This window comes from Streptomyces sp. F63, assembly GCF_018070345.1.
Lineage (GTDB): Bacteria > Actinomycetota > Actinomycetes > Streptomycetales > Streptomycetaceae > Streptomyces.
Window position 1 is genome coordinate 431,451 of sequence record NZ_JAGPXX010000001.1, and the last position, 24,876, is coordinate 456,326.

20 protein-coding genes and 1 pseudogene are annotated in these 24,876 nt (G+C 72.7%); 7 read left to right on the forward strand and 14 right to left on the reverse strand.

Annotated features, from left to right (window positions below):
* Positions 1-16: 16 nt before the first annotated feature.
* Positions 17-943 (reverse strand): annotated as a pseudogene (locus KBZ10_RS01910) (alpha/beta fold hydrolase); the annotation flags it as partial.
* A gap of 186 nt (positions 944-1,129) precedes the next feature.
* On the opposite strand from KBZ10_RS01910, the gene KBZ10_RS01915 reads away from it, so the two are divergent.
* From KBZ10_RS01915 to KBZ10_RS01930, 4 genes are read left to right on the forward strand one after another with little or no spacing between them, the layout of a single operon-like run.
* On the forward strand, positions 1,130-2,146 hold the full coding sequence (locus KBZ10_RS01915; RefSeq protein WP_374223291.1) for an ABC transporter ATP-binding protein: 1,017 nt from the start codon (positions 1,130-1,132) through the stop codon (positions 2,144-2,146).
* Positions 2,136-3,053, forward strand: a complete 918-nt coding sequence (locus KBZ10_RS01920) for an ABC transporter permease subunit (protein WP_210985663.1) — start codon at positions 2,136-2,138, stop codon at positions 3,051-3,053. Before KBZ10_RS01915 ends, KBZ10_RS01920 begins: the two co-directional genes overlap by 11 nt.
* Positions 3,050-3,967: an ABC transporter ATP-binding protein gene (locus KBZ10_RS01925; protein WP_210985664.1), complete on the forward strand. Its 918-nt coding sequence runs from the start codon at positions 3,050-3,052 to the stop codon at positions 3,965-3,967. The genes KBZ10_RS01920 and KBZ10_RS01925 overlap by 4 nt, the downstream gene beginning before the upstream one ends.
* Before the next feature lie 31 nt (positions 3,968-3,998).
* The gene (locus tag KBZ10_RS01930) at positions 3,999-4,718 is read left to right on the forward strand and encodes an ABC transporter permease subunit (RefSeq protein WP_210985665.1); all 720 of its coding nucleotides are present in this window, start codon (positions 3,999-4,001) and stop codon (positions 4,716-4,718) included.
* Between the two features lie 185 nt (positions 4,719-4,903).
* Here the strand turns inward: KBZ10_RS01930 and KBZ10_RS01935 are convergent, their stop codons facing one another.
* The 9 genes from KBZ10_RS01935 to KBZ10_RS01975 all read right to left on the reverse strand — a co-directional run bounded on the left by KBZ10_RS01935 (position 4,904) and on the right by KBZ10_RS01975 (position 15,242).
* Positions 4,904-5,638 (reverse strand): hypothetical protein, encoded by a 735-nt coding sequence (locus tag KBZ10_RS01935; protein WP_210985666.1) that lies wholly within the window; start codon positions 5,636-5,638, stop codon positions 4,904-4,906.
* 250 nt (positions 5,639-5,888) lie between these two features.
* Positions 5,889-6,725 carry an HAD family hydrolase gene (locus tag KBZ10_RS01940; protein WP_210985667.1) on the reverse strand — a complete coding sequence of 279 codons (837 nt, stop codon included), beginning with the start codon at positions 6,723-6,725 and terminating at the stop codon, positions 5,889-5,891.
* Positions 6,722-7,999, reverse strand: coding sequence for a serine--tRNA ligase (gene serS / locus KBZ10_RS01945; protein WP_210985668.1), 1,278 nt, complete (start codon positions 7,997-7,999; stop codon positions 6,722-6,724). The genes KBZ10_RS01940 and serS overlap by 4 nt, the downstream gene beginning before the upstream one ends.
* A 585-nt stretch (positions 8,000-8,584) precedes the next feature.
* Positions 8,585-9,520, reverse strand: a complete 936-nt coding sequence (gene pheA / locus KBZ10_RS01950; protein ID WP_210985767.1) for a prephenate dehydratase — start codon at positions 9,518-9,520, stop codon at positions 8,585-8,587.
* Between the two features lie 121 nt (positions 9,521-9,641).
* Entirely contained in the window at positions 9,642-10,877 is a 1,236-nt protein-coding gene (gene efeB, locus KBZ10_RS01955; protein ID WP_210985669.1) for an iron uptake transporter deferrochelatase/peroxidase subunit, read from the reverse strand.
* The gene (locus tag KBZ10_RS01960) at positions 10,877-12,967 is read right to left on the reverse strand and encodes a copper resistance protein CopC (protein WP_210985670.1); all 2,091 of its coding nucleotides are present in this window, start codon (positions 12,965-12,967) and stop codon (positions 10,877-10,879) included. Before KBZ10_RS01960 ends, efeB begins: the two co-directional genes overlap by 1 nt.
* 5 nt (positions 12,968-12,972) lie before the next feature.
* Positions 12,973-13,434, reverse strand: coding sequence for a copper chaperone PCu(A)C (locus tag KBZ10_RS01965; RefSeq protein ID WP_210985671.1), 462 nt, complete (start codon positions 13,432-13,434; stop codon positions 12,973-12,975).
* Positions 13,431-14,120 carry an SCO family protein gene (locus KBZ10_RS01970; RefSeq protein ID WP_210985672.1) on the reverse strand — a complete coding sequence of 230 codons (690 nt, stop codon included), beginning with the start codon at positions 14,118-14,120 and terminating at the stop codon, positions 13,431-13,433. The genes KBZ10_RS01965 and KBZ10_RS01970 overlap by 4 nt, the downstream gene beginning before the upstream one ends.
* 324 nt (positions 14,121-14,444) lie before the next feature.
* Complete coding sequence (locus KBZ10_RS01975) at positions 14,445-15,242, reverse strand: hypothetical protein (protein ID WP_210985673.1); 798 nt, start codon at positions 15,240-15,242, stop codon at positions 14,445-14,447.
* A 201-nt stretch (positions 15,243-15,443) separates the two neighbouring features.
* Between KBZ10_RS01975 and KBZ10_RS01980 the strand changes: the two genes are divergently transcribed.
* Complete coding sequence (locus KBZ10_RS01980; protein WP_210985674.1) at positions 15,444-16,103, forward strand: ATP-binding protein; 660 nt, start codon at positions 15,444-15,446, stop codon at positions 16,101-16,103.
* A 54-nt stretch (positions 16,104-16,157) separates the two neighbouring features.
* Here the strand turns inward: KBZ10_RS01980 and KBZ10_RS01985 are convergent, their stop codons facing one another.
* Positions 16,158-17,633, reverse strand: a complete 1,476-nt coding sequence (locus KBZ10_RS01985) for an aminopeptidase P family protein (protein WP_210985675.1) — start codon at positions 17,631-17,633, stop codon at positions 16,158-16,160.
* A 1,033-nt stretch (positions 17,634-18,666) separates the two neighbouring features.
* Here KBZ10_RS01985 and KBZ10_RS01990 point away from each other — a divergent pair.
* Positions 18,667-19,353, forward strand: coding sequence for a bifunctional DNA primase/polymerase (locus KBZ10_RS01990; protein WP_210985676.1), 687 nt, complete (start codon positions 18,667-18,669; stop codon positions 19,351-19,353).
* Between the two features lie 324 nt (positions 19,354-19,677).
* On the opposite strand, the gene KBZ10_RS01995 is transcribed toward KBZ10_RS01990, so the two are convergent.
* From KBZ10_RS01995 to KBZ10_RS02005, 3 genes are all read right to left on the reverse strand, one after another.
* Positions 19,678-20,676, reverse strand: coding sequence for a DUF5926 family protein (locus tag KBZ10_RS01995; protein WP_210985677.1), 999 nt, complete (start codon positions 20,674-20,676; stop codon positions 19,678-19,680).
* Positions 20,677-20,975: 299 nt separating this feature from the next.
* Complete coding sequence (locus tag KBZ10_RS02000; protein ID WP_210985678.1) at positions 20,976-21,599, reverse strand: ATP-binding protein; 624 nt, start codon at positions 21,597-21,599, stop codon at positions 20,976-20,978.
* Positions 21,600-21,652: 53 nt separating this feature from the next.
* Positions 21,653-22,486: a glycerophosphodiester phosphodiesterase gene (locus KBZ10_RS02005; RefSeq protein ID WP_210985679.1), complete on the reverse strand. Its 834-nt coding sequence runs from the start codon at positions 22,484-22,486 to the stop codon at positions 21,653-21,655.
* Between the two features lie 216 nt (positions 22,487-22,702).
* Here KBZ10_RS02005 and KBZ10_RS02010 point away from each other — a divergent pair, with 216 nt between their 5' ends.
* On the forward strand, positions 22,703-24,253 hold the full coding sequence (locus tag KBZ10_RS02010; RefSeq protein ID WP_210985680.1) for a S1C family serine protease: 1,551 nt from the start codon (positions 22,703-22,705) through the stop codon (positions 24,251-24,253).
* The last annotated feature ends 623 nt before the right edge of the window (positions 24,254-24,876 follow it).

The following is a 24,876-nucleotide window of genomic DNA, read 5'->3' on the forward strand; positions in this document are numbered from 1 at the left end:
GAGTGTGTCAGCCCGCGGGAGGCTCCGCGGCCGGGAAGCCGGCGGAGGCGCCGGCCTCCAGGGCGAACGAGGCGATCCAGTCGGCCATCCGCTCCGGCTGGGTCCGGATCACCCAGTGGCCGGCCGCTGCGCTCCGGCGCACGAGCCGGGGTGCCCACCGGTCGAGGTCGTCATAGAGACGTTCGGAGAGGAAGACGTCGCCGGTGGGGACGACGAGCTGCACGGGCACCCGGGCCCGGGCGTCGGCGCGTGGGTACCGGGTGCGGGCGCGGAAGTTGTCGCGGTAGAGCCATGCGCCGTGGGCGGCGTCCCGGGACAGGGAGGGAAGCGGGTAGCCGTCGGCGGGCAGCTTCTCCAGGCGGCGCAGGATGCCGGGCCACCGGCGGGCGAGCGGTCCGCGCCAGGCCAGTTCGGGGAGGCGCGGCGTGTGCAGGGCGTAGACGTACCAGGAGCGCAGGCGCTGGCCGAGCAGTTCGCGGACGCCGCGCGCACCGAGCGCCCCGCTCCGCCGGCGTGCGGCCCAGTGGCCGAAGTGGTCCAGGGACGGGCCGGAGACCGAGGTGAAGGAAGCGATGCGGTCCGCGGCGGCCGTGGTGACGAACTCCCAGCCCTGCACCGAGCCCCAGTCGTGGCCGGCGAGATGGACGGGCCGTCCGGGGCTCACCGCGTCCGCCACGGCGAGGAAGTCGGCGGTCAGCTTCTCCAGGGTGTAACCGCCGCGCAGCGGCCGGGGCGCGGTGGAGCGGCCGCAGCCGCGCACGTCGTAGAGGACGACATGGAACCGGTCGGCCAGCCGCCGTGCGACCTCGGTCCAGACCTCCTTGCTGTCCGGGTAGCCGTGGAGCAGGATCAGCACCGGCTGCCCGGGCTTTCCCAGCCCGGTCACGCACAGCCGTACGCCGCCTTCGCTCCGCACCCAGTGTTCGCGCATGTCACCGGTCATCCGGCACCGCCCTCCGGCCTCAGGGAGCCCCCGGGTTCCGGGCTTCTCCGCGTCGTGCGACGTTACCAGTGGTAACAACTTTGGTGTACAGCCCTTACGGGTCCCTACACCTGGAGGTGGACGCGGAGACAGCCGCCAGGGCTGACGCCCGGTGTGGTGCACGCCACTACCGTCGTTGCCGTGACTGTGATCGTGACCGAAAGCCTCAGCAAGCGGTTCCCCAAGGTGACCGCGCTCGACCGGCTCTCCATGACCATCGGACCGGGCGTGACCGGCCTGGTGGGCGCCAACGGGGCCGGTAAGTCGACTCTGATCAAGATCCTGCTCGGGCTGTCCCCGGCGACCGAGGGGCGGGCCGCCGTGCTCGGCCTCGATGTGGCCGGCGAGGGCAGTGCCATCCGGGAACGGGTCGGCTACATGCCCGAGCACGACTGCCTGCCGCCCGACGTGTCCGCGACCGAGTTCGTCGTGCACATGGCGAGGATATCGGGGCTGCCGCCCGCCGCCGCGCGCGAACGCACCGCCGACACCCTGCGGCACGTTGGCCTCTACGAAGAGCGGTACCGCCCCATCGGCGGCTACTCCACCGGAATGAAGCAACGGGTCAAGCTCGCCCAGGCGCTGGTTCACGATCCGCAACTGGTCCTGCTGGACGAGCCGACGAACGGCCTCGACCCCGTCGGCCGGGACGAGATGCTGGCCCTCATCCGCCGCGTCCACACCGACTTCGGCATCTCCGTGCTGGTGACCTCCCACCTCCTCGGCGAGCTCGAACGCACCTGCGACCACGTCGTCGTCATCGACGGCGGCGCCCTGCTGCGCTCCAGCTCCACCAGCGACTTCACCCAGAAGACCGCGGTCATCGCGGTCGAGGTCACGGACACCGAACAGCACCCCGACGGCACGGCCGCACTGGCGGAGGCACTGGCCCGCGCGGGGGTCCGCCACGCCGCCGGCGGACACGCGCCCGGCGCGGGCCGGGTGCTGCTCCTGGACGCCGAGAGCGACGCGACGTACGACACCGTCCGCGACACCGTGGCCGGACTGGGACTCGGCCTGGTGCGCATGGAACAGCGCCGCCACCACATCGCGGAGGTCTTCCGCCCCGGGGAGCCCTCCGGGACCGCCGGGCCCGGTCCCTCGGCCCCGCCGCACACCCGGAACACGGACGGACGGAACGGAGGTGGCCGCGATGCCGCCTGAGAGCACGGCACCCACGGCGGACCCGTCCGCCGACCCGACCCGCATCCACAACATCGGCTACCGCCGCTACGACGGCCCCCGCCTCGGGCGCTCCTACGCCCGGCTCTCGCTCTTCTCCCAGAGCCTGCGCGGCGCGTACGGGCTCGGCCGGTCGGCCAAGTCCAAGGTCCTGCCGATGCTGCTGCTCGCGGTGATGTGCCTGCCGGCGGGCATCATCGTCTCGGTCGCCGTGGCGACCGACATGAAGGAACTGCCGCTCGAATACACGCGGTACGCGATCTACCTCCAGGCCGTCATCGGCCTCTACCTCGCCGCCCAGGCCCCGCAGTCCGTCTCCCGCGACCTGCGGTTCCGCACCGTGCCGCTCTACTTCTCCCGGCCGATCGAGCGAGTGGACTACGTGGCCGCCAAGTACGCGGCGATGGCCTCGGCCCTGTTCCTGCTGACCGCGGCACCGCTCGTCGTCCTCTACGCGGGCGCGCTGCTGGCCAAGCTGGACTTCGCCGACCAGACCAAGGGCTTCGGCCAGGGACTGGCCTCGGTCGCCGTGCTGTCCGTGCTCTTCGCCGGTATCGGGCTGGTCGTCGCCGCGCTCACCCCCCGCCGGGGCTTCGGTGTCGCCGCCGTCATCGCCGTGATGACCATCTCCTACGGCGCGGTGAGCACCGTCCAGGCGATCGCCTGGGAACAGGGCAACGAGCAGGCCATCGGCTGGCTCGGCCTGTTCTCGCCGGTCACCCTCGTCGACGGTGTGCAGTCGCTGTTCCTCGGCGCGGACTCCGCCTTCCCCGGCGGCGAGGGGCCGTCCGGCGTGCTCGCCGGAATCGTCTACCCGGCGGTGGTCCTCGGGCTGATCGCCGGTTCCCACGCGCTGCTGATGCGCCGCTACCGGAAGGTCGGGCTGTGACCACCCTCAAGATCGACCACGTCTCCCGCTGGTTCGGCAACGTGGTCGCCGTCAACGACATCACCATGACCATCGGTCCCGGTGTCACCGGCCTGCTCGGTCCCAACGGCGCGGGGAAATCCACCCTCATCAACATGATGGCCGGCTTCCTCGCCCCGTCGACCGGCGCCGTCACCCTCGACGAGACGGCGGTCTGGCGCAACGAGGAGGCGTACCGGCGGATCGGCATCGTGCCGGAACGGGAGTCGATGTACGACTTCCTGACGGGACGGGAGTTCGTGCTCGCCAACGCCGAGCTGCACGGGCTGAAGGACCCCGGCGCGGCGGCCGGGCGGGCGCTGGCCACCGTCGAGATGGAGTACGCGCAGAACCGGAAGATCGCCACGTACAGCAAGGGCATGCGGCAGCGCGTGAAGATGGCCTCCGCGCTGGTCCACGAGCCGTCCGTCCTGCTGCTCGACGAGCCCTTCAACGGTATGGACCCGCGCCAGCGGATGCAGCTCATGGAACTGCTGCGGCGGATGGGGGACGAGGGCCGCACCGTGCTCTTCTCCTCGCACATCCTGGAGGAGGTCGAGCAACTCGCCCAGCACATCGAGGTGATCGTCGCCGGCCGGCACGCGGCCTCCGGCGACTTCCGGAAGATCCGCCGCCTGATGACGGACCGCCCGCACCGCTACCTCATCCGGTCCAGCGACGACCGTTCCCTGGCCGCCGCGCTGATCGCCGATCCGTCCACGGCCGGCATCGAGATCGACCGGGCGGACGGGGCCCTGCACGTCCAGGCCGTCGACTTCCCCCGCTTCACCGAACTGCTGCCGCGGGTCGCCCGCGAGCACGGCATCCGGCTCCTCACGGTCTCGCCCTCCGACGAGTCCCTGGAGAGCGTCTTCTCCTACCTCGTAACGGCCTGAGCGGCCCTGCGGCTTGAAGGAGCCCGAACCGATGTACAACTCCACGGTCGCCCGGCTCACCTACCGGGGCCTGCTCGGCCGCCGCCGGGCGCTGATCCTCTTCCTCCTCCCCGCACTGCTGCTGCTCATCGCGGTGGCGGTGCGCCAACTGGCGGGAGTCGACGACCAGATCGCCGCCGACGTGCTGGGCGGCTTCGCCCTCGCCACGATGGTCCCGCTCATCGGCGTCATCGCCGGCACGGGAGCGATCGGTCCCGAGATCGACGACGGCTCGATCGTCTACCTGCTCGCCAAACCGGTGAAGCGGCCCACCATCATCGTCACCAAACTGCTGGTGGCGATCGCGGTGACGGTCGTCTTCTCCGCGGTGCCCACCCTGATCGCCGGGTTCGTCCTCAACGGCAACAGCCAGAACGTCGCCGTCGCCTACGCGCTGGCCGCCGCGGTCGCCTCCGTCGCCTACAGTGCCGTCTTCCTGCTGCTCGGCACGGTCACCCGGCACGCCGTCGTCGCCGGACTCGTCTACGCGCTGGTGTGGGAATCCCTGTTCGGGAGCCTGATCGAGGGCGCCCGGACGCTCAGTGTGCAGCAGTGGGCGCTGGCCCTCGCGCAGAAGACCGCGGACGGCGGACTGGTGACCTCCGACGTCGGCCTGGTCCCGGCGGTGGTGCTGCTGACCGTCGTCACGGCCGTCGCCACCTGGTACGCGGGACAGAAATTGCGCGTGCTGAAGCTGGCCGGGGAGGAGTGAGCCGAGGGCTGCGGACGCGGGCGCCGGACGGGCCGGGCGGACGGGCCGGGCGGACGGGGCCATGGGGCACCGGAACGACAGGCCGGTGGGACCGGCACGGCGGGACGGCGGGAACGGGACAGGCCGGGGCGCGCACCTCACAGGTACGCGCCCCGGCCCCGGCCGTGCTTGGACGGGGACGACCGTCAGCGCCGGCCGCCCCGCGGGCGCGGGCACCGAGCCGTCTCCTGCTGAAGCTGCCGCAGCCCGGCATCCAGGCCGGCCATGCGCTCGCTCATCGCGCAGACGACGTCGTTGGTGTGGTCCAGCCGCCGGTCCATGAACGCGAGGCGGCGGTCCATCATGTCGAGCCGCGCGTCGATCCGGTCCAGCCGGTCGGAGGTCCTGCGCAGGACCGGACCGAGATCGCGCAGCGCGGCCCCGACATCGGCGCGGCAGGACTCGACGACGGTCACCCTGGCTTCGAGTGAGCGGTACCGGGATGGATGACTCCCCGTGCGCGGGGTGCCGGGGTGCTCCTCGACGTCGAGGAGGTACCCGCGGACCTCGCGCGCGACGGGGCTGTCCCGCAGCAGCATCGCCACGTTGAGTACAGCACGGCGGGTGAAGATCCCCAGGTTCGACCTGGCCTGTGGATAACCCCCTCCTGAATGGCGTGACAGGATGTCCTGCTTAAATCGACGCAGGTCAGCGCCTCGGAGCGTGACCATGCCATTGGATGACAGCTCGGCGCGGTGGCGCGCCACGAGTTGCCGGATCACGTCTTCGCTCACTTCGAAGTATCCGGCGACCATGCGCGTCGTGACGTGCAGGCCGTCCGGGAGCATCGACAGGGCCTTGACCTTGTCGAGCACGCCCGTGCGCACGGCGAGGCTGTCGCGGAGCGCGCGGGATTTGAGCAGTGCGGATTCGGGTGGCATGAGAGTGCCTCCCCCTTCCTTCCGGAACGGTTGGGGAACCTCCCCGTATCCAGGGACCAGGAGCGAAGGCTGCTCATGCGACCACGTACTCGATGACCGGTTCTGCCGCCCGGCAATCCGCCACTTCACGTACTCTCGACGCCTCGAACTCCAGTTGCCTCCACGCACGGTGGCCAACGAGCCGCCGGCGCGGCGGTCACGCGCGGCCGGAGATCCGGCCGGGGGAGTCGGAGACCGCGAACCCGGGGGTTCAGCCGAAGAGGCGTTCCACGACGACGGCGATGCCGTCCTCGTCGTTGGAGGCCGTGACCTCGTCGGCGACGGACTTCAGTTCGGCGTGCGCGTTGGCCATGGCGACGCCGTAGCCGGCCCAGCCGAACATCGGGATGTCGTTGGGCATGTCGCCGAACGCGATGGTGTCCGCCGCCCGCAGCCCGAGCCGGCGGGCGGCCAGGGAGAGCCCCGTGGCCTTGCTGAGCCCCAGCGGCAGCAGCTCCACGATGCCCGCCCCGGACATCACCACGCCCACCAGATGCCCGGCGACGGTGCGCGCGACCCGGGCGAGGGAGTCGTCGTCCAGCTCCCGGTGCTGGATGTAGAGCTTGTTGAGCGGCGCGGACCAGACCTCGTCCATGTCCTGGAAGGTGAGGTACGGCAACGGACCCTGCGCTCGGTAGCCGGGGCCGACCAGCACCTCGCCGTCCAGTCCGTCCCGGCTCGCGGCCAGGGCCAGCGGCCCGGTCTCCGCCTCGATCTTGGCGACGGCCAGCCCGGCGAGCTGCCGGTCGAGGGTGACGGAGGTCAGCAGCCGGTGCTCGCCCGCGTGGTAGACCTGCGCTCCCTGTCCGCACACCGCGAGCCCCCGGTATCCCAGGTCGTCGAGGACGTGCCGCGCCCAGGGCACCGCGCGGCCGGTGACGACGATGTGCGCGGCGCCCGCGGCGGTGGCCGCCGCCAGCGCGTCCCGTGAGCGCGGCGAGACGGTGTCGTCGCCGCGCAGCAGGGTGCCGTCGAGATCGGTGGCGATCAGCCGGTAGGGGAGATGCCCGCCCGGGGCGTCCGGGCGGGCGGTGGCGGGGGCGCTCACGCGGTCACGGGCTCCAGGGTCTCGCGGCCGCCCAGGAAGGGGCGGAGCATCTCCGGTACGCGGACCGAGCCGTCCGGCCGCTGGTGGTTCTCCAGCAGCGCGACGATGGTGCGGGGTACGGCACAGAGGGTGCCGTTGAGGGTGGCCAGCGGGCGGACGTGCTTGCCGTCGCGCATCCGCACCGACAGCCGGCGGGCCTGGAACTCGGTGCAGTTGGAGGCGGAGGTGAGCTCGCGGTATTTGCCCTGTGCGGGAATCCAGGCCTCGCAGTCGAACTTGCGGGAGGCGGAGGCCCCGAGGTCACCGGTGGCCACGTCGATCACGCGGAAGGGCAGTTCCAGACCGGTGAGCCACTGCTTTTCCCACTCCAGCAGCCGCCGGTGCTCCGCCTCGGAGTCCTCCGGGGTGACGTAGGAGAACATCTCCACCTTGTCGAACTGGTGGACGCGGAAGATGCCGCGGGTGTCCTTGCCGTAGGTACCGGCCTCGCGGCGGAAGCAGGGCGAGAAGCCCGCGTAGCGCAGCGGCAGCCGGTCCGCGTCGAGGATCTCGTCCATGTGGTAGGCGGCGAGCGGTACCTCGGAGGTGCCGACCAGGTAGAAGTCGTCCTTCTCCAGGTGGTAGACGTTCTCCGCGGCTTGGCCCAGGAAGCCGGTGCCCTCCATGGCGCGCGGCTTGACCAGCGCCGGGGTCAGCATCGGGATGAAGCCGGCCTCGGTCGCCTGTGCGATGGCGGCGTTGACGAGCGCCAGCTCCAGCAGGGCGCCGATCCCCGTCAGGTAGTAGAAGCGGGAGCCGGAGACTTTGGCACCGCGCTCGACGTCGATCGCGCCGAGCAGCTGTCCCAGCTCCAGGTGGTCCCTCGGCCGGAAGCCCTCGGCCTCGAAGTCGCGCGCCGCCCCGATGGTCTCCAGGACGGTGAAGTCGTCCTCGCCGCCGACGGGTACCTCGGGGTGGACGAGGTTGCCGAGCCCGCTCAGCAGGCGCTGGGTCTCCTCGGCGGCCTCGTTCTGCTCGGCGTCGGCGGCCTTGACGGCGGCGGAGAGCTCGCCGGCCTTCTTCAGCAGCTCCGCCTTCTCCTCACCGGAGGCCTTGGGGATCAGCTTGCCGAGCGCCTTCTGCTCGGAGCGGAGTTCGTCGAAGCGGACGCCGGACGACCTGCGCCGCTCATCGGCGGAGAGCAGGGCGTCGACGAGGCCGACGTCCTCTCCACGGGCGCGCTGGGACGCGCGGACACGGTCGGGGTCCTCACGGAGCTGGCGAAGGTCAATCACGGCTCCAGGCTACCGGTGCGGGCCCCTGACCCTCGACACCGATATTCCCGGGAGCGTTTTGTCCCTTTTGCTTTGAAAAGGGAAAAGGGTGAGGTGAGCCGGAATGGACTCCGTGGCCGGCTGCCGATGCCGCCGCGGGTGGCCGGGCGGTGAACGGGGCCGATCGGGCGGAGGGCTGGGGAGTTGCCGGGGAGGCATTTCGCCGCGCGGGTTTTCCACAGGTGGGGGCGGGGGTGGAGGGTTTATCCACAGGGTGTGCGCGAGGGCTGTGGAAGTCGGAATTGATCATTCCTGCTTCTTTCGTGCGGGCCGATGGATTCCCGTCTCAAACCCATTCCACACACTCTTTCGGGCGGTAATGCCTCACTCCATGGAGTGCTCGCGAAGAATTGTGCTGACGAAAAGGGATCAGCGGCATTGTGGAGGAAAGTGGAGATCATGGGGCGTTTTGTCGATTATGTCCGATTCTCGTGTCGACTTGTCCCCAGGCGGGCACTCCAGCCTGTGGATAACTCGGCGTGCTGTACACAGCCGGCCGCAGTGCTCATTCCTGCCGCTCGGGCCACACCGGCCCGCAACGGACGCTCAACTCCGCCCGTCGAGACAGCGCGTCAGCCAGTCGGAGGCGGCCGAGAACTCCTCGTCCGTGGTCCCGCGCCGCAGCGGCGGCAGTTCCTCCGGCGTCACACCGGCGCGCGGATAGGAGCCGAGGAAACGAACCCTGGGGCAGATCCGTTTCAGACCCATCAGGGCCTCGCCCACCCGGCGGTCCGTGATGTGCCCCTCACAGTCCACGGAGAAGCAGTACCGGCCGATTCCCTCGCCGGTCGGACGCGACTCGATGCGCATCATGTTGACCCCGCGGGCCGCGAACTCCTGGAGCAGTTCCAGCAGTGCTCCGGGATGGTCATCACCCAGCCAGATCACCACGGACGTCTTGTCGGCACCGGTCCGCGCCGCGGGCCGGGCGGGCCGGCCGGCCAGTACGAAGCGGGTCACCGCGTTCTGCGCGTCATGGATATCGGTGACCAGCGGCTTCAGCCCGTATGTCGCTGCCGCGAACTCCCCCGCGAAAGCCGCGTCGTACCGCCCCTCCTGCACCAGCCGGGCTCCGTCGGCGTTGGAGGCCGCGGACTCCCACTGGACGTCCGGGAGGTGCGCCGACAGCCACTTGCGGACCTGCGGCTGCGCCACCGGGTGCCCCGTCACCGTCTTCACGTCGGTCAGCTCGGTGCCGGGCCGGACGAGCAGCGCGAAGGAGATCGGCAGCAGCACCTCGCGGTAGATCATCAGAGGCCTGCCGGTGGCCAGCTCGTCGAGAGTGGCGGTGACCCCTCCCTCGACCGAGTTCTCGATCGGGACCAGCGCGGCAGCCGCCTCCCCGGACCGCACCGCGTCGAGCGCGGCCGGGACGGAGACCATCGGCACCAGTTCGCGCGTCGCCGCCTCCGGCAGGGTCCTGAGCGCGGCCTCCGTGAAGGTGCCCTCGGGGCCCAGATACGTGTAGCGGCTGACGGACATCGCTGCGGGGCTCCTTCTCATGGGGAGCCTCCCACCATACCGGCGGCCGGGGAGACCGGCCCGCCGGCCGGGAGTGCTCCCCGCGCGGCCTCGTACGGCGCTCGCCGCTCCCCGTACGGGCTCATCCCTCCAGCAGCTCCCGGCCCACGTAGCCGTCCGGCCCGCAACCGCCCGGCACCGCGAAGAGGCCGCTCGCCTCGTGCCGGATGAAGGGCGACAGCGCGTCGCCCCGGTCCAGCTTGCGCTGCACGGGGATGAAGCCGCGCAGCGGGTCCGCCTGCCAGCAGACGAACAGCAGACCCGCGTCCGGAACCCCTTTCGCGTCGTAGCCGTCGTGGAAGGAGAAGGGACGCCGCAGCATGGCGGCCCCGCCGTTCGTCTCCGGCATCGAGATCCGGGCGTGCGCGTTGGCGGGGACGACGGGCCGGCCGTCGGAGCCGGTCTTCTCCAGGTCCAGGGGCGTGGTCTCGGTGCCGCCCGACAGCGGCGCACCGTTGTCCTTGCGGCGCCCGATCACCCGTTCCTGCTCCTCCCGCGACAGTTCTTCCCAGTCGTCGAGCAGCATCCGGATACGCCGTACCACGGCGTACGAGCCGTGCGCCATCCATTCCGGATCCTTCGCCCCGCCGCCCTCGGGCACGAAGACCCGCTGCTGGAAGTCCGCCTCCTCCGGTCGCGGATTCCGGGTGCCGTCGACCTGGCCCATCAGATTGCGCGTGGTCATCGGCCGGGCCGTCGCCCCGGCGGAGCGGTTGAAGCCGTTCATCTGCCAGCGGACCCGGGCCGTCCCCGCGGCGTCCTTCTGGAGGGCGCGCAGGGCGTTGAAGGCGACCAGTGCGTCGTCGGCGCCGATCTGGACCCACAGATCGCCGTTGCTGCGCCGCGGGTCCAGGGCATCGGACGAGAACGCGGGCAGCGGATCGAGTGCGGCGGGGCGGTGATCCTCCAGTCCCGTGCGACCGAAGAAGCTGTGCCCGAAGCCGAAGGTGACGGTGAGGGAGGACGGGCCGGCGTCCAGGGCGATCCCGGTGTCGTCCGCGGCCGCACGGCCCGCGGTCAGCCGCTCGGCCGTCCGGGACCAGCGGCGCAGAAGGGCGGCCGCCCCCTTCCGGCCGGCGTCCGGCAGCAGATCGAAGGCGGCCAGATGCCCGCGTGACTGCGGGGCGCCGATGATGCCGGCCTGATGTTTCCCGTGAAACATCACGGTGGTGGAGCCCACGGTGCTGAGCGCCGGGGCGTCGTCACCGGCGAGCGCGGTGCCCGCCACGCCGCCCGCCGCGCCGGCGACGAGGCCGGCGGCACCGGCCGCGCCCGCGGTTCCGAGGAGTGCGCGCCTGGAGAGGGGAGAAGTGTTCATCAGCCGATCTTCACGTTCCGGGTCTCGGTGGTCTGGTCCGTGTCGGAGGTCCGCACGGTGAGGGATGCCTTCCAGGTGCCTGTCATGGGGAGCTGGAACCCGGCGGCGGACCAGTGGCCCGCGCCGAGCCTGGCCAGCTTCACCGGAAGCGGTCCGATGTCCTCGGCGGGGAGGGTGAAGGCGAGCTTCACCTCGGCCGCGTCCAGTGGTTCGCCGTCCGGATCCTCCAGCCAGACATGGAGGCTGTTGCCGCAGGTGCTGGCGGGATCGAAGAGATGGAGTCCGGCTGTGCCGGCCCCCTCCTCGCCGCCGGTGTCGAAGGGAATGTCGAGCAGGACCGGCCGCCCGAACGCCGCAGGGCTGCCTGCGGAGGCGCGGACCGCCCGTGCCTCCGTACGGGCCGGTTCCGTGCTCGTCAGCGCGGTCGTGACGGCGAGCACGAGAGCGGCCACGCCCGCCTCGGCCAGCACCGAGCGGCGGAGCCGGGTCCGCTCCGGGTCGGCGTCGCGGGCCCGCCGCTCGCGGGCCGCTTGGAGGGCGGCCCGCTGGCGGGCGAGCTGGACGGCCCGCTCGGCGTCCACCGGAGCGGTGACGGAAGAGGCGCCGCCGGAGGCCGGCGCCGGCCGTTCGTCCCGCACCGTCTCCGGTGCGGGCTCCGGTTCGGCGCCGGGCGCCGGGACCCCGCCCGGCGCGGCCGCGGTGTGCTCCCGCCGCTCCTCGGCGGGGGCCGCGGGCCCGTCCGGCAGCAGGCCGATGCGCTGCCGGGACCAGCGGGCGAAGACCAGCATCAGGGCGACCAGCCCGGCCTTGGCCAGCAGCAGCCGTCCGAACGAGGTGGTGGTGAGGGCGTCCCACGAGCCCACCTGCCGCCAGGACTGGTACAGCCCGGTCGAGGCGAGCACCAGCACACTGCCGAGCGCCACCCGGGAGAACCGCAGCACCACCGGCCGTTCCGCCGCCGGTCCCCGGTGCAGCGTCAGCAGGAGTGCCGCCAGGCCGCCCAGCCAGAGCGCCACGGCCAGCAGATGGAGCATGTCCACCGGCACGGCCAGCCACGGCTGTGGACCGGTCGACGCGTGCTCGGCGGCGGCCCAAGTGGCCGCCAGGCCGACGGCGACGACCACTCCGCCGGCCTTCGCGAGCCAGAAGCGCGGATTCCCGTGCCCTCGCACCGCCCCCTCTCCGTCGGCTTCCTCCCGGGGTCCCGCGGACCACTGGCCCGGGGAGACGAGGACCGCCACACCGAACGCGGCCACCGCGAGCAGCAGCAGCCGGGAGACGAGCGCGGTCCCGGCGGTCGTCGCCACCACGTCCCGCAGCGAACCCGGATCGAACATCGCGGTGAGTCCGCCGCCCTCGGTGTACGGCCCGCGCAGCAGAAGCAGCGCGAAGGTGGCCGCGGTGACCACGGCCCAGCCCCGCACCACCAGCCGCCGCAGCGCCGGTACGGAGGCCGTGGACGGCCGGCAGCTCAGGAGGAACGCGGCCCCGCCGACGAACAGGACGAAGCCCGCGTAGGCGGCGTACCGCGCGATGGCATGGAGAAGGCCGGTGAGTCCGCCGCCCGGCCGGTCGTCCGGCAGGGCCGCAGCGGTCGCCGAGGGGGCACCGACGGAGAAGGTGAACGCGCCCGAGACCGGATGGCCGTCGGCGGAGACGGCCCGCCAGGCGACGGTGTAGGTGCCGTCGGGCAGCCCCGGCCGCAGGTCGACGCCGTGCCGGACGGTGCCGCCCGTGCCCAGGTCACGCGGCCCGCCGGTGTCGGCCCGCGAGGCGTCCGGGCCGAGCACCCGGATCGCGTCGCGGGACAGGGTGACGCTTTCGGAGAAGGTGAGCACCACCTCCTCCGGCGCCCGGTCGGCCACCGCACCCTGCCGCGGAGCGCTCCCGGTCAGCACGGCGTGCGCCGAAGCCGGGACGGCGCCGGCGAGCAGTACGCCGAGCAGGCCGAGGACGCCCAGCACGGCCGCCGCGCCGAACGGCAGCACGACGGCGGTGCGGCGGGCGTGCCCGGCGCGCCCGCCGCACGTGCCGGGCCCGGCAGCGGCGGTACGGGCGGCCGGGCGGCCCCGGCAGGGTGCGGAGGCCATGCCGGTCAGTGCTTCTTCATCGTGGGGTTGTGGGTGGCGGCCTTCACCGGAAGCGTCACCTCAAGGGGATCCGACTCGGCGAAGTGGAGCGTCACGGAGACCTTCTCCCCCACGGCCGGCTTGTGCTTGAGCTCCTTGAACATGATGTGGTTCGCCCCGCGCTTCAGGACGAGCTCGCCGTTCGCCGGCACCTCGAACGACTTGACCTGCTGCATCTTGCCGTCCTTGGTGCGGTGCAGCTCCACGTCGTCGGAGATGTCGCTGGTGGCGTGGGTGAGCCGGTCGGCGGTGTCACCGGTGTTGGTCACCGTGAGGAATCCGCCGGCCATGTCGGGCATGACGGGCTCGGGGACGTAGCCGCCCTTCGTGCCGAGTTCGGGCCCGGTGGCGCAGCCGGTCAGGGAGAGCGCGGTACCGAGCACCAGGGCGGCGCTGAGGGCGGTGGTGGTGATGGTGCGGCGGTTCACGGGGTCTCTCCCTTGAGGAGCTTGGGCAGGTCTCGGGTGTAGTCGTCGACAGTGGTGTCCTCGCCGTAGAGGACGTGGGCCTTGTCGTCCTCCGGGGAGAACGCGAGGACTTGGGCGCCGTGGGTGGAGACGATGTCGCCGTTCTCGTCCTTGGTCGGCGGGGCGATGCCGATGCCGACACTGCGCGCGGCGGCCTGGATGGCGTCGAAGTCGCCGGTCAGGCCGATGAAGTCGGGGTCCTGGCCGCGCAGCCACGCGCCGAGCCGCTCCGGGGTGTCCCGTTCGGGATCGGAGGTGACGAAGACGACGCGCAGGTCCTTCCGCTGGTCCGCGGGCAGTGCCTTGGCGGCCACGGCGATGTTGCTCATCGTCAGCGGGCAGACGTCGGGGCAGTGGGTGTAGCCGAAGTAGAGGAGCGTGGGGCGCCCCTTGGTCTCCTTGGCCAGGTCGTACTTCCGGCCGGACGTGTCCGTGAGAACCAGGTCCGGCTTCTCGAAGGGGTTGTCGAGAACGGTCGCGGCCTTGGCGGGCTCCGCGGAGACGTCCGCGGCTTTCCCGGCGCTGCCGTCGCCGCCACTGCCGCACGCGGTGAGGGCGAGCGCGGCGGCGACGGCGAGCAGGCTGCCGCGCCACAGGGATGTCCGCCTCCCGCCGCGTGGGCGGGTGAGGCGTTGGGTGGTTGGCATAGGGGTCTTTCCGGTGGGTCGTGTCGTGTCACGTGGTACGGCCCGCTGGATCGCCCGGTGGACCCGGTGCGGCCCGCAAGGGGAACGGCGGTCACCGGCGTGGACGCCGGAGGCCGCACATACCGCGGCTGCCGCACCGGTGGGACACCGGCGATGCCGGGACGCGGAGACCGTGGCCGGTGCGTCGTTCTTGAACCGGCCATCGGGCGCGTCGGGCGCGTGAAGGAGGCGTGAGAGGAGACGCTCACCGACAGGGACAGCGAGCGACTCGAACGCACGTACGGTGACGCGCGGATCCCGGCGTCTGCCGGCGGAACCGCCGCGTCAGGCCGCCGCGCGGAAGTCCGGCGGACCCCTCCTGCTGACGGAGTGCCTCAGGTACAGCGGCCGCGGACGCCCCGGTTCGTCCCCGCGCACGCGGCGCGCGCGCACCCGCGGACCGCCGGCACCGGGCAGCCCGGCGACCAGCGCCCGGGCCAGCCCGACGGCGGCACGCAGCGACCGGACGAGCGCCCCCTCGGCCAGCCCCTGCACGGAGAGCCGTACGAGACGGAACAGTGCCGCCTCCCCCCGCCGCAGCAGCAGTCCGAGCAGGACCGCCGCCAGCAGGTGGGCCAGCAGCATCTCCGGCGACGGCACCAGCGAGGCCGGGAGAGCCCCGTGCGCGCCGGTCCCGCCGGGAGCCCCGCCGACGGCCGCGAGCGCGCCGGGGTCGATGCCCGCAGCGGTCACCACGTGGTGGGCCTCGGCGGCCGACAGAGGACGTCCGCCCTCACCGCACAGCAGCCGCGCGGCGAGCGCCGTCACGGAGTCGGACGCGGTGCCGTCCGCCGGAGCGGCCGCCGGCCCGGCGAGTTGCTGGGCGTATCCGAAGAGCGTGTGCAGCAGCACCTGCCCGGCTCCCAGCGCCGCGGCGATGCCCGCCAGCGAACGCTCGCGGCCCGCGAGCAGAGCGGCAACCGCGGAGACGGCGAGAAAGCCCCCGCCCAGCGCCCACAGCGGGACCACGGCGTGGGAGGCGAGCGTGTGGCCGGCCGCGGACAGCACGACGCAGACCGCGGCGAACACCGCGGCCCTCACCAGGCGCAGGCCTGTGCCGGCGTGTGCTGTGAATCCAGACATGGCGGACTCATCATCGCACCGCACCCGCGTGCCGCCTCCGCCAGGGTGGGTGGTGCGGATGCGTCCGCCGGCCGGGCCGGCGCGCCCCCGCGCCCCCGGGCACACCGCCGAACGAGCGGAGTGCCGTACGCCCCAGGCTTATCGCGGAAGGGCCCGGGCAATACGTAGCGGTACGTCGAGCCGCAGCCAGGAGGCCGCAGCATGAGCATCTGGTGGTCACTCCACTTGCGGCGCGAGGCGGCCAGCGTGCCGCTGGCCCGCCGGCTTCTCGTCGGCACGATGGAGACCGCCGGGGTGCACCCCGAGACGTCCTTCGAACTGTCCGTCGCGCTCTCCGAGGCCTGCGCCAACGCGGTGGCGTACGGGGGTGAGGCCGCCGCGGATCCGGCGGACGGACGGTACCGCGTCACCGCGTACCTGGACGGTGAGAAGTGCCGTATCGAGGTCGCCGACTCGGGCCCCGGCTTCCCGGCCGCCCGCGCCGGGTCCGCCGGGTCCGCCGGATCCGCCGGCCGTCGCCGCAGCCGGGCCGGGCGGCCGGAGAACGAGCAGTCCCCGCCGAGCGCGGGCCACGCAGGCCACACCGGCCCCACGGACCGCCTCGGGTGGGCCGGCCCCGCCGCCCACCGCACCGGCCGCAGGGAACACATCGGTCACCGCGAGCGCCCGGAGCGTCCGGAGCACGCCGAGCACGCCGAGCACGGCCGCGGCCTGCTGCTGATCGCGTCCCTCGCCGACCACGTCCACGTCCGGAACCGGCCGGGCCGGGGCGCGGTCGTCTGCTTCAGCAAGATGCTCAAGTGGCAGGACGGGGCCCGGGTCACGGGCGGCCCGCTGGCCGGCCCCGTCCTCAGCCCGTGAGCTCCGCCGCCGAGCCGGGGGCCCGTGCCACCGGGCCCCCGGGTGCTCGGCCCGTCAGCCCTTCAGCCGCGCCATCCAGGACTCCACCCCGGCGGAGGAGCGCGGCAGGGCGGCGGAGAGGTTCCGGTTGCCGTCCTCGGTGACCAGGATGTCGTCCTCGATACGGACGCCGATGCCGCGGTACTCGGCCGGCACGGTCAGGTCGTCCGCCTGGAAGTACAGCCCGGGTTCGACGGTGAGGCACATCCCCGGCTCCAGCGTGCCGTCCACGTAGGTCTCGGTCCGCGCCAGCGCGCAGTCGTGCACGTCCATGCCCAGCATGTGCCCGGTGCCGTGCAGGGTCCAGCGGCGCTGCAGCCCCAGCTCCAGCACCCGCTCGACGGGGCCCTCGACGAGCCCCCACTCGACGAGCTTCCCGGCGAGCACCCGCTGTGCCGCGTCGTGGAAGTCGCGGTACTTGGCCCCGGGGCGCACGGCGGCGATCCCCGCCTCCTGGGCCTCGTACACGGCGTCGTAGATCTTCCGCTGGAGGCCGGTGAAGCGGCCGTTGACGGGGAGCGTACGGGTGACGTCCGCGGTGTAGAGGGTGTGCGTCTCCACGCCCGCGTCCAGGAGCAGCAGTTCCCCGGAGCGCACGGGGCCGTCGTTGCGGACCCAGTGCAGGGTGGTCGCGTGAGGGCCCGCGGCGCAGATCGAGCCGTAGCCGACGTCGTTGCCCTCGACCCGGGCGCGCAGGAAGAAGGTGCCCTCGATGTAGCGCTCGGAGGTGGCCTCGGCCCGGTCGAGGACCTTCACGACGTCCTCGAAACCGCGCACCGTCGAGTCCACGGCCTTCTGCAGTTCGCCGATCTCGAACGCGTCCTTCACCAGCCGGAGTTCACTGAGGAAGACCCGGAGTTCCTCATCGCGCCCGGCGTCGAGCCGGTCGGCGAGGGCGGCTTCCAGGCCCTGGTCGTGGCCGCGGACGAGGCGGACGGGGCCGGCCTGCTCCGCCAGTTCGCCCGCGGCCTTCCGGACGTCGCGGCAGGGCAGCCCGAGCCGCTGCTCGTTCTCCGCGAGGCTGTACCGGCGGCCCACCCAGAGCTCACCCTGCCCGTCCAGCCAGAACTCACCGTTCTCCCGGTCGGAACGGGGCAGCAGATACAGCACGGCCTGGTGCCCGCCGTCCGCCGCTGGCTCCAGGACGAGTACGCCGTCCTCCGACTGGTCACCGGTCAGATGGGCGTACTCGGTGCCGGCCCGGAACGGGTACTCGGTGTCGTTGGAGCGGGTCCTGAGATTGCCCGCGGGAATGACCAGCCGCTCGCCGGGGAAGCGCCGGGAGAGCGCGGAGCGGCGGCGGGCCGTCTCGGCTGCCTGCGGCAGCGGTTCCAGGCCCCGCAGCTCCGTGTCGGCCCAGCCGTTGCGCATATGGGCGGCGAGTTCGTCGGAGACGGCCGGGTAGAGGCCGTTCTTGCGTTGCTTGATCGGCTGGTGGTCGCCCGCCGGGGCGGTTTCGCTCTGCTGGGCCGGTACGGGCTGCTCGGTCACGGTTTCCTCCTTGAACGGGACCTTCTCCCATCGTATGGGCGGCGGGAAGGGCGCAGGAGGGGCAGGAGCGAAGGTCCCTCCCCGGGCGCGGGGAGTCGGGCCATGGCCGCCGGGACGGTGCGGCGACGGCCGTGGGGACGGCTGTGGGGACGACTGCGGGAGGGGCCCGGGGCCCGGTGGGGCCGCCGCGGGGTGGCATCGCGAGGCAGGGCATTATGGCGGTGTGCCGGAGTCATCGGACTGATTTCGGCCACTTTCCGTGAACATGACGCACGCACGGTTGCCGCCCGGGTGTTGCGGATCCCGCGCCGCCCGCCCGTTCTGTGGAGACACATCCGCTGGGCGGCATATGCCGGAGGCGGATGTGCCGGCCGATCCGCCGACCCCGGGCGCGGCCGCGTATCACGATGAACAGGGAGATACGTCGGCTTGCCCCGCCAAAGGTGTCAAGCGTGACAGAACATCTCCGAAGAGCTCGGATGCGCACAATCGGCTTACCCGTGTCGTCCTCGGGTCAGCGGGTTTGACGAGGCTCGGAGGACTGCTACGTTTGGCCGGAAAACGACGTGCTCCGGTCGATGCGCGGTCGACTGAGGCTCGTCGGCAACGCGTCATGTCCACTGCGGCGGGTACGTACTCGGCAGAGGGGGCGAGGGCGGTTCGGGCGCGCCGGAACCCGGCGGAGGCCGGGCGCGTCCTAGCCTGGGAACGCCGCTCTCCCACTCGTGAGCGGACAGGTGGGGGGCACCTCGCCACTGGGGGGCACGGGGGCGGCACGCGCCGAACGGGCGCCACCCCATGCCATGCTCCACGCCGGCCGGCGATGTGATGCGCTGATCCACGCACAGTCAGGTGTGTTCCGCGCGGCGCGACGGGCCGGGTCCCGAGCGCGCGGTGACCGCAGTGCCAGCAGTTCGGTGTGCAGTTCCACTCCAGGTAGTTGCCAGACAGTTGCTCCACTGCTCCACGCAGTCAGACACAGTTCCACGCGACGGAAACAGCCCTCGGCGTTAACGGAAAGGAACGAGCGCTCATGCGCGAGATCCCCGGAATGCGACGCAGGCTCCTGCTCAAGCGCAGGCGCGGCGGAAGGTCGGTCATGCTCGACGCGGCACTGACCTGCGCCACCGAGTGGCGGTGGCCGGTACTGCCCGGCGTGGGCACCCAGCCGGGAAGAGGCGGCACAGTGCACTGTGCCTGCCCGCATCCCGACTGCGTTGTTCCCGGCGCCCACCCCTTCGACCCCGGGCTGCTGGCGGCGACCACCGACGCCCGCATGGTGCGCTGGTGGTGGACCAACCGCCCCTCCGCGCCGGTGATCCTGGCGACCGGGGGCCGCGCCCCGTGCGCCGTCAGCCTGCCGGCGGTCGCGGGCGCCGAGGCGGTGGCCGAACTGGGGCGGATGGGGGTCCGGCTGGGGCCGGTCGTCGCCACCCCGTCCCGCTGGGCGCTGCTCGTGGCGCCGTACTCGCTGCCGGAACTGGGCGAACTGCTCTACAGCCAGGACTGGGTGCCGGGTTCGCTGCGCTTCCACGGTGAGGGCGGCTATCTGGCCCTGCCGCCCTCGGACACCGGCGCCGGGCAGGTCCGCTGGGAGCGGGCCCCGCTGCGGGAGGCGGGCGGGCCGTGGCTGCCACGGGTGGAGGCCGTTGTGGAAGCGCTGGTGGAGGCGAGCGCGGGGACGGGGACTCCTGGCGGCGGCAGCCGTCTGCCCTACTGAGCCCTCTGATCGCCGTCGGCGCCACGCGCCGAGGTTCCGGTCCGTCGTGCGGGGAGGACGCCGGCGGGCCCTGTGCCGGGCGGCGGCGGGGAGTTGGCCGCCGTTCCCCGGTGAGCAGGGGACCGGGCGGGCCGCCCACGGCTGCGGGCAGGAAAACGCCCGGTCGCTGGCGACGGGGGATGCACCAGCGACCGGGCTCCTAGAACCGTAACAAGAGATCGGCCGTTCGCAAATTCGATCGCGAGAATCGGAGGGCGAATTTACTGCTCGGTAGAAGTTGATGTGACAGACATCACTTCTTCTCTAACGGGCCGCCATCTCCCGTCAGCTCAAGGTCACCTGACGGTTCGTTAGCCCACCGCGCGCCCGGCGCTCCTCCGGCGACAGCGGTGCCTCGGAGGTGAGCACGTCGCCGAGCCGTTCGGCGAACGCGGCCGCAGGCTTCTCGGTGTCGTCCGCGCTCATGCCACGCGGCAGGTCCCACACCGGCACCAGCAGCCCGTGCGCCCGGAAGGAGCCGACGAGCCGGGTGCCCTCGCCGAGCGCGGAGTTGCCCGCGGCGTGCAGCCGTGCGAGCGCATCGAGCAACTGCTCCTCGGGGTGCGGCATCACCCAGCGCAGATGGTTCTTCTCCGGGGTCTCGCACCAGTATGCGGCTTCGACGCCGGACAGCCGGACCGTCGGGATGGCCGCCTCGTTCGCACGCTCCAGGGAGGCGGCCACCTCCGGAGTGGTGTTCGAGGCATCCTCCAGCCAGAACTCGAAACCGTCGTGGATCACTGGCGTGAACGGCGCCCCGGTGTCCAGCAGATCCTGCAGGCGCGGTCCGCCGGCCGGCACCCGTTCGGCGGCCACCGGGCTGCCGGGGGTGGCGGTCAGGGCGCGGCCGAGTACATCCGCCAGATCACGGCTGATGTCACCGGAAGCGGTGTCGTTCTGGAGCCCCAGGAGCACCGCGCCGGTGTCCCGCCGCAGCGCGGGCCAGGCCATCGGCAGGACGGTCGCCAGGGTCACCGAGGGCACGCCGTCGGGCAGCGGCTCCCTGAGACGCAGCTCGGCCGTCGCCGCCGGGACCAGTTCGCGCAGTGCCACCCAGTCGCACTCGCCCGGCAGCCCCTCGAAGGGACGCTGGACGAGCTCCGTCACGGCCTGCGCCGCGGCACGGCCGTGGCAGGCCTTGTAGCGGCGGCCCGAGCCGCAGGGGCAGGGCTCGCGCGCGCCGACGACGGGGACATCGGCGTCCGCGGCGGCCGCCGGGCGGACGCCGGATCCCCGCGCGGAGGACGACTTGCCGGCCTTGGTCTGGGGGCGCTTCTTCGCCATGGCGTGGGTTTCTCCCGGATGCGGCGGTAGGTCTGTGGCCGCCGAGCCTAGCCCCTCACAAGGACTCCGCCCGCCGAACGCGGAGGGCCCGCGGGTGACGGACACCCGCGGGACGCCGTGCGCGGAGCGAGGAGACGGACGGGGGTCGCCCCCTCGGGCAAGGAGGGCCCGCGGAAGGGCGCGCCGAAGGGCGCGCGGAAGAGGGCTCCGGGCCGGAGACGGAACGGACGCTTCCCGGTTCCGGACGGCGGGAGCCGATGGAGAGCCGCGCGGTCCGACGGGGTGGACCCCGCCCGTCCTCAGGCGAGATCGTCCAGGAGATCGGCGATTTCCAGGCCCGGCAGCGCGCCCACGCCCAGCCGGTCACCGAGGCCGTGCTCGCGGTTCCGGGCAGCCGGGGCGAACCGGGCCCAGACCGTGACCTCGCCGCTCAGCTCGTCCCGGACTCCCCAGTCCTGGGCGAGCGATCGGATGATGTTGAGCCCGCGGCCGCCGCGAGCCGTTACGGACGGAGTGGCCGGAAGTGGTCGGGTCGGACCGCCCCCGTCTGTCACTTCCACGGTCAAACGCCCGCATTCGTCCACGCGCCAGGCGGCGCGCACCGTCTCGCCCCCGCCGGAGCCCGGGAGCCCGCCCCGCAGGGGCCTGCCGTGGCGGCAGGCATTGCTGAGGAGTTCCGAGAGGACCAGCACCGCGTCGTCGACGACCCCCTCGGGAACGCCGCTCATGCCCAGTCCCTCGCGCATCCGGCGCCGCGCCATGCCCACGCCCGAAGGCCCATGGGGCACGGCCATGCTCGATGAAGTCGGCACTTCCTGTGCCACCACCAACGCCACCCCCGAGACCTCCTTCGCCCCACGCCAGAGGATGGATGCCCTCCCCCGGTGGGCCGGAAACCGGCCATAAGCGATCCGGTGGCGCACTTCGCGCGATCGACGACGCGGTGAACGCGCCGGTGCGCTCCCCACCGGGGGGTTCAGCCGTTCCGGTGGCCGTCCGTGCGTCCGAGTTGTGACAGGACTCTCCCGGGCCGGTTGGTGATGATGGCGTCCACGCCGAGGCTCACGCAGCGCTCGACGTCGGCCGGGTCGTCGACGGTCCAGACGTGCACCTCGTTGCCCGCCCGGTGCGCGCGGGCGACGTACTCGGGCTGGTTCCGCAGGATCCGGATGCTCGGCCCGGCGATCCGGGCCCCGGCGGGAAGCCGCCCGTCGCGCAGGCGCGGCGAGACGAACTGCATCAGGTAGACGGTGGGTATGCGGGGCGCCGCCACCCGTACCCGGTGCAGGGAGCGGGCCGAGAAGCTCATCACCCGTACGGCTGAAGATTCACCCCGCGGCGGATCGGTCAGCCCGAACCGGCGGAGCAGCTCCAGCAGCCTCTCCTCGACCTGGCCGGCCCAGCGGGTCGGATGCTTCGTCTCGATGGCGAGTTCGATCCGGCGGTCGGTGTCGCAGACGAGTTCGAGCAGCCGTTCGAGGGTGAGGACGGACGTGCGTTCCCAGTCCGGGGCCTCGTCCCGGTCCTTCCAGGAACCGAAGTCGAGCGCGGCGAGCTCGGAGAGTTCCAGGGCGGACACGGCCCCCCTGCCGTTGGACGTGCGGTCCACCCGCCGGTCGTGGACACAGACGAGATGGCCGTCGGCGGTGAGCCGCACATCGCACTCCAGGGCGTCGGCGCCGTCCTCGATGGCTCTGCGGTACGCGGCCAGTGTGTGCTCCGGAGCGTCCTCGGACGAGCCGCGGTGGGCGACGACAGCGGTGGTGGGGGGCCCCGGGCGGAGGCCGAGGTCCGGGCGCGCATCGGTCACCGCGTTATGGTGCCACCCCTGCGGGCACACAGGGTGAACGGCCGCCGTCCGAAACCCCGGCGTCAGGGAAGCCGTGCGGTATGTCCGGAAAGGAAAGGGCGGACGGGCGGGCTGCCGCGCTTACAGCGCCCTGACACGCCGTGGGGAAAGCTGGTGGCAGACATGCAGCACTGTGGGCCGTGACTCAAGACGTATCGCGCACCCGAGGAGAAAGCCGTGAGCACCGAGAACGAGGGCGCCGCCGTTCCGCCGGGCACGGAGCGGCCCGCGCCCGGAGCGCCGCCCCGCCCGCCCTCCGCGCCGCCGTCCGGCCCGGAAGGGCCCTCCGGCGGAGACGCTGCGCAGTCGGACTATCCGCTTCCGCGGCCCGAACCCGGTCCGACAGCACCCGGCCGCCCGCCGGAGCCGCCGGCCGCACCGGCGCAGCAGCCGGTTCAGGCCGGCCCTTACGGCGCCGGGGAAGCACGGGCGGGAGCAGGCCGGGAGTACGGAGCTCCGGACGACGCCGGCGGCCATGCGTCCCACGGAGCGGGCCAGGGCCACGGCGGGGGAAGCGCCGGCTGGCCCCCGCCACCGCCCCCGCCCGGAGGCGCGGGCTGGGGCGCCCCGGGGCACGTGCCCCCGCCGCCCGGTAGGCCCCCGGGCAGGAAGGGCCGCGGCGGCGTGGTGGCGGCCGTACTCGCCGCCGCGCTGGTCGCGGGCGGCGTCGGCGGCGGTCTCGGGTTCTGGGCCGCGGAGCAGAACGACGGGGGCTCGACGACCATCTCGGCCCCGGGCGACCCGGATGTGCTCGACCGCGCCCCGGACTCCGTCGCGGGGATAGCCCAGCGGGCACTCCCCAGTGTCGTGACCCTGAACGCCCGGGGAGGCGGACAGGAGGCCGAGGGCGGCACCGGCACCGGTTTCGTCTACGACAAGGAAGGCCACATCCTCACCAACAACCACGTGGTGGCCTCAGCGGCGGACGGAGGCAAGCTCACCGCGACGTTCTCCAACGGCAAGGAGTACCAGGCCGAGATCGTCGGCCGCGCCGAGGGCTACGACGTGGCCGTGATCAAGCTCCGGAACGCTTCGGGCGCAGACCTCAAGCCGCTGCCGCTCGGCGACTCGGAGAAGAAGGTCGCGGTCGGCGACGCCACCATCGCCATCGGTGCCCCCTTCGGCCTCTCCGGCACCGTGACCACGGGCATCATCAGCGCCAAGAACCGCCCGGTCGCCTCCAGCGACGGCGGCAGCAGCAACGCCTCGTACATGAGCGCCCTGCAGACCGACGCGTCGATCAACCCGGGCAACTCCGGCGGTCCGCTGCTCAACGCCCAGGGTGCCGTGATCGGCATCAACTCGGCGATCCAGTCGGCGGGCGGCGGAGGCTTCGGCGAATCGCAGGCCGGCAGCATCGGCCTGGGCTTCGCCATCCCGATCAACCAGGCCAAGCGCGTCGCCGAGAACCTCATCGAGACCGGGGAGCCCATCTACCCGGTGATCGGCGTCCAGGTCGACATGCGGCAGCAGGGCGAGGGAGCCCGCATCCCCGAAAGCGGCCAGGGCGGCAGCGATCCGATCACGGACGGCGGACCGGCCGACAAGGCGGGCCTGAAGCCCGGCGACGTCATCACCAAGCTGGACGACACGGTGATCGACAGCGGTCCGACCCTGATCAGCGAGATCTGGACCCACGAACCGGGCGAAACGGTCAAGATCACCTACGAGCGCGACGGCAAGGAGACCACGGTCGACGTCACCCTGGGCCAGCGCAAGGGCGACTGACCGACGGACCCCGGCCGGCGCGGCCTCCCCTCCCCCCCCCGCACCCCCGGCCGGTGCCCCGGCGGCCACCGGACCCCGCCCGCGGACCCGGCCTGGTACCGCACCACTCGGGGCCCTTCCCGTCACCCGGCGGAAGGGGCCCCGAGCACGCAGCCACCCCGGACCGGCGGTGGCTGCACGGCGTACCGGCCACCGCGGCCCGGGGGCTGCGCCCCTTGCTCCGTCAGTTGCCCTCAGGGCGGTCAGCCAAGCCTCGGCACCTGCCCGGCCGCCCGACAGGAAGACCGGTTCGCCGTACGACGCACGGCCTGCGCGCCGGGTGTAGCCGCCCTTACTGATCTCTCGGTCCGGGAGAGGGCCCTGGGCGCCCTTCACGCGCTCCGGCGCAACGCATCCGCCTGTTTCCGGGCCGTCTCCTGGGGGCGCGCGGCTCTCGCTGTCGCGAGACCGGTGGCGTGTTGTTCTCCTGTTCCCAGTCGTTGATGTACGACGTGATCGCGGCCAGGGTGCTCCGCATGACCAGGTCGCCGCTTTTACCCTTGCCGTCGAAGAGCAGGGTGTGCATGGCTCCGTCCATGGCCCGGAAGCGAACCGAGTGAAGGCCGTAGTCCTTCCCGCCCTGC

Excerpts from the sequence above, each read along its gene's own strand:
- KBZ10_RS01920 (WP_210985663.1), top strand. The coding sequence starts at position 2,136 with ATGCCGCCTGAGAGCACGGCACCCACGGCGGACCCGTCCGCCGACCCG.
- KBZ10_RS01980 (WP_210985674.1), top strand. The coding sequence starts at position 15,444 with ATGAGCATCTGGTGGTCACTCCACTTGCGGCGCGAGGCGGCCAGCGTG.
- KBZ10_RS01975 (WP_210985673.1), bottom strand. The coding sequence starts at position 15,242 with ATGTCTGGATTCACAGCACACGCCGGCACAGGCCTGCGCCTGGTGAGG.
- KBZ10_RS01970 (WP_210985672.1), bottom strand. The coding sequence starts at position 14,120 with ATGCCAACCACCCAACGCCTCACCCGCCCACGCGGCGGGAGGCGGACA.
- KBZ10_RS01935 (WP_210985666.1), bottom strand. The coding sequence starts at position 5,638 with ATGCCACCCGAATCCGCACTGCTCAAATCCCGCGCGCTCCGCGACAGC.
- KBZ10_RS01930 (WP_210985665.1), top strand. The coding sequence starts at position 3,999 with ATGTACAACTCCACGGTCGCCCGGCTCACCTACCGGGGCCTGCTCGGC.
- KBZ10_RS01995 (WP_210985677.1), bottom strand. The coding sequence starts at position 20,676 with ATGGCGAAGAAGCGCCCCCAGACCAAGGCCGGCAAGTCGTCCTCCGCG.
- pheA (WP_210985767.1), bottom strand. The coding sequence starts at position 9,520 with ATGTCCGTCAGCCGCTACACGTATCTGGGCCCCGAGGGCACCTTCACG.
- KBZ10_RS01990 (WP_210985676.1), top strand. The coding sequence starts at position 18,667 with ATGCGCGAGATCCCCGGAATGCGACGCAGGCTCCTGCTCAAGCGCAGG.
- KBZ10_RS01960 (WP_210985670.1), bottom strand. The coding sequence starts at position 12,967 with ATGGCCTCCGCACCCTGCCGGGGCCGCCCGGCCGCCCGTACCGCCGCT.
- efeB (WP_210985669.1), bottom strand. The coding sequence starts at position 10,877 with ATGAACACTTCTCCCCTCTCCAGGCGCGCACTCCTCGGAACCGCGGGC.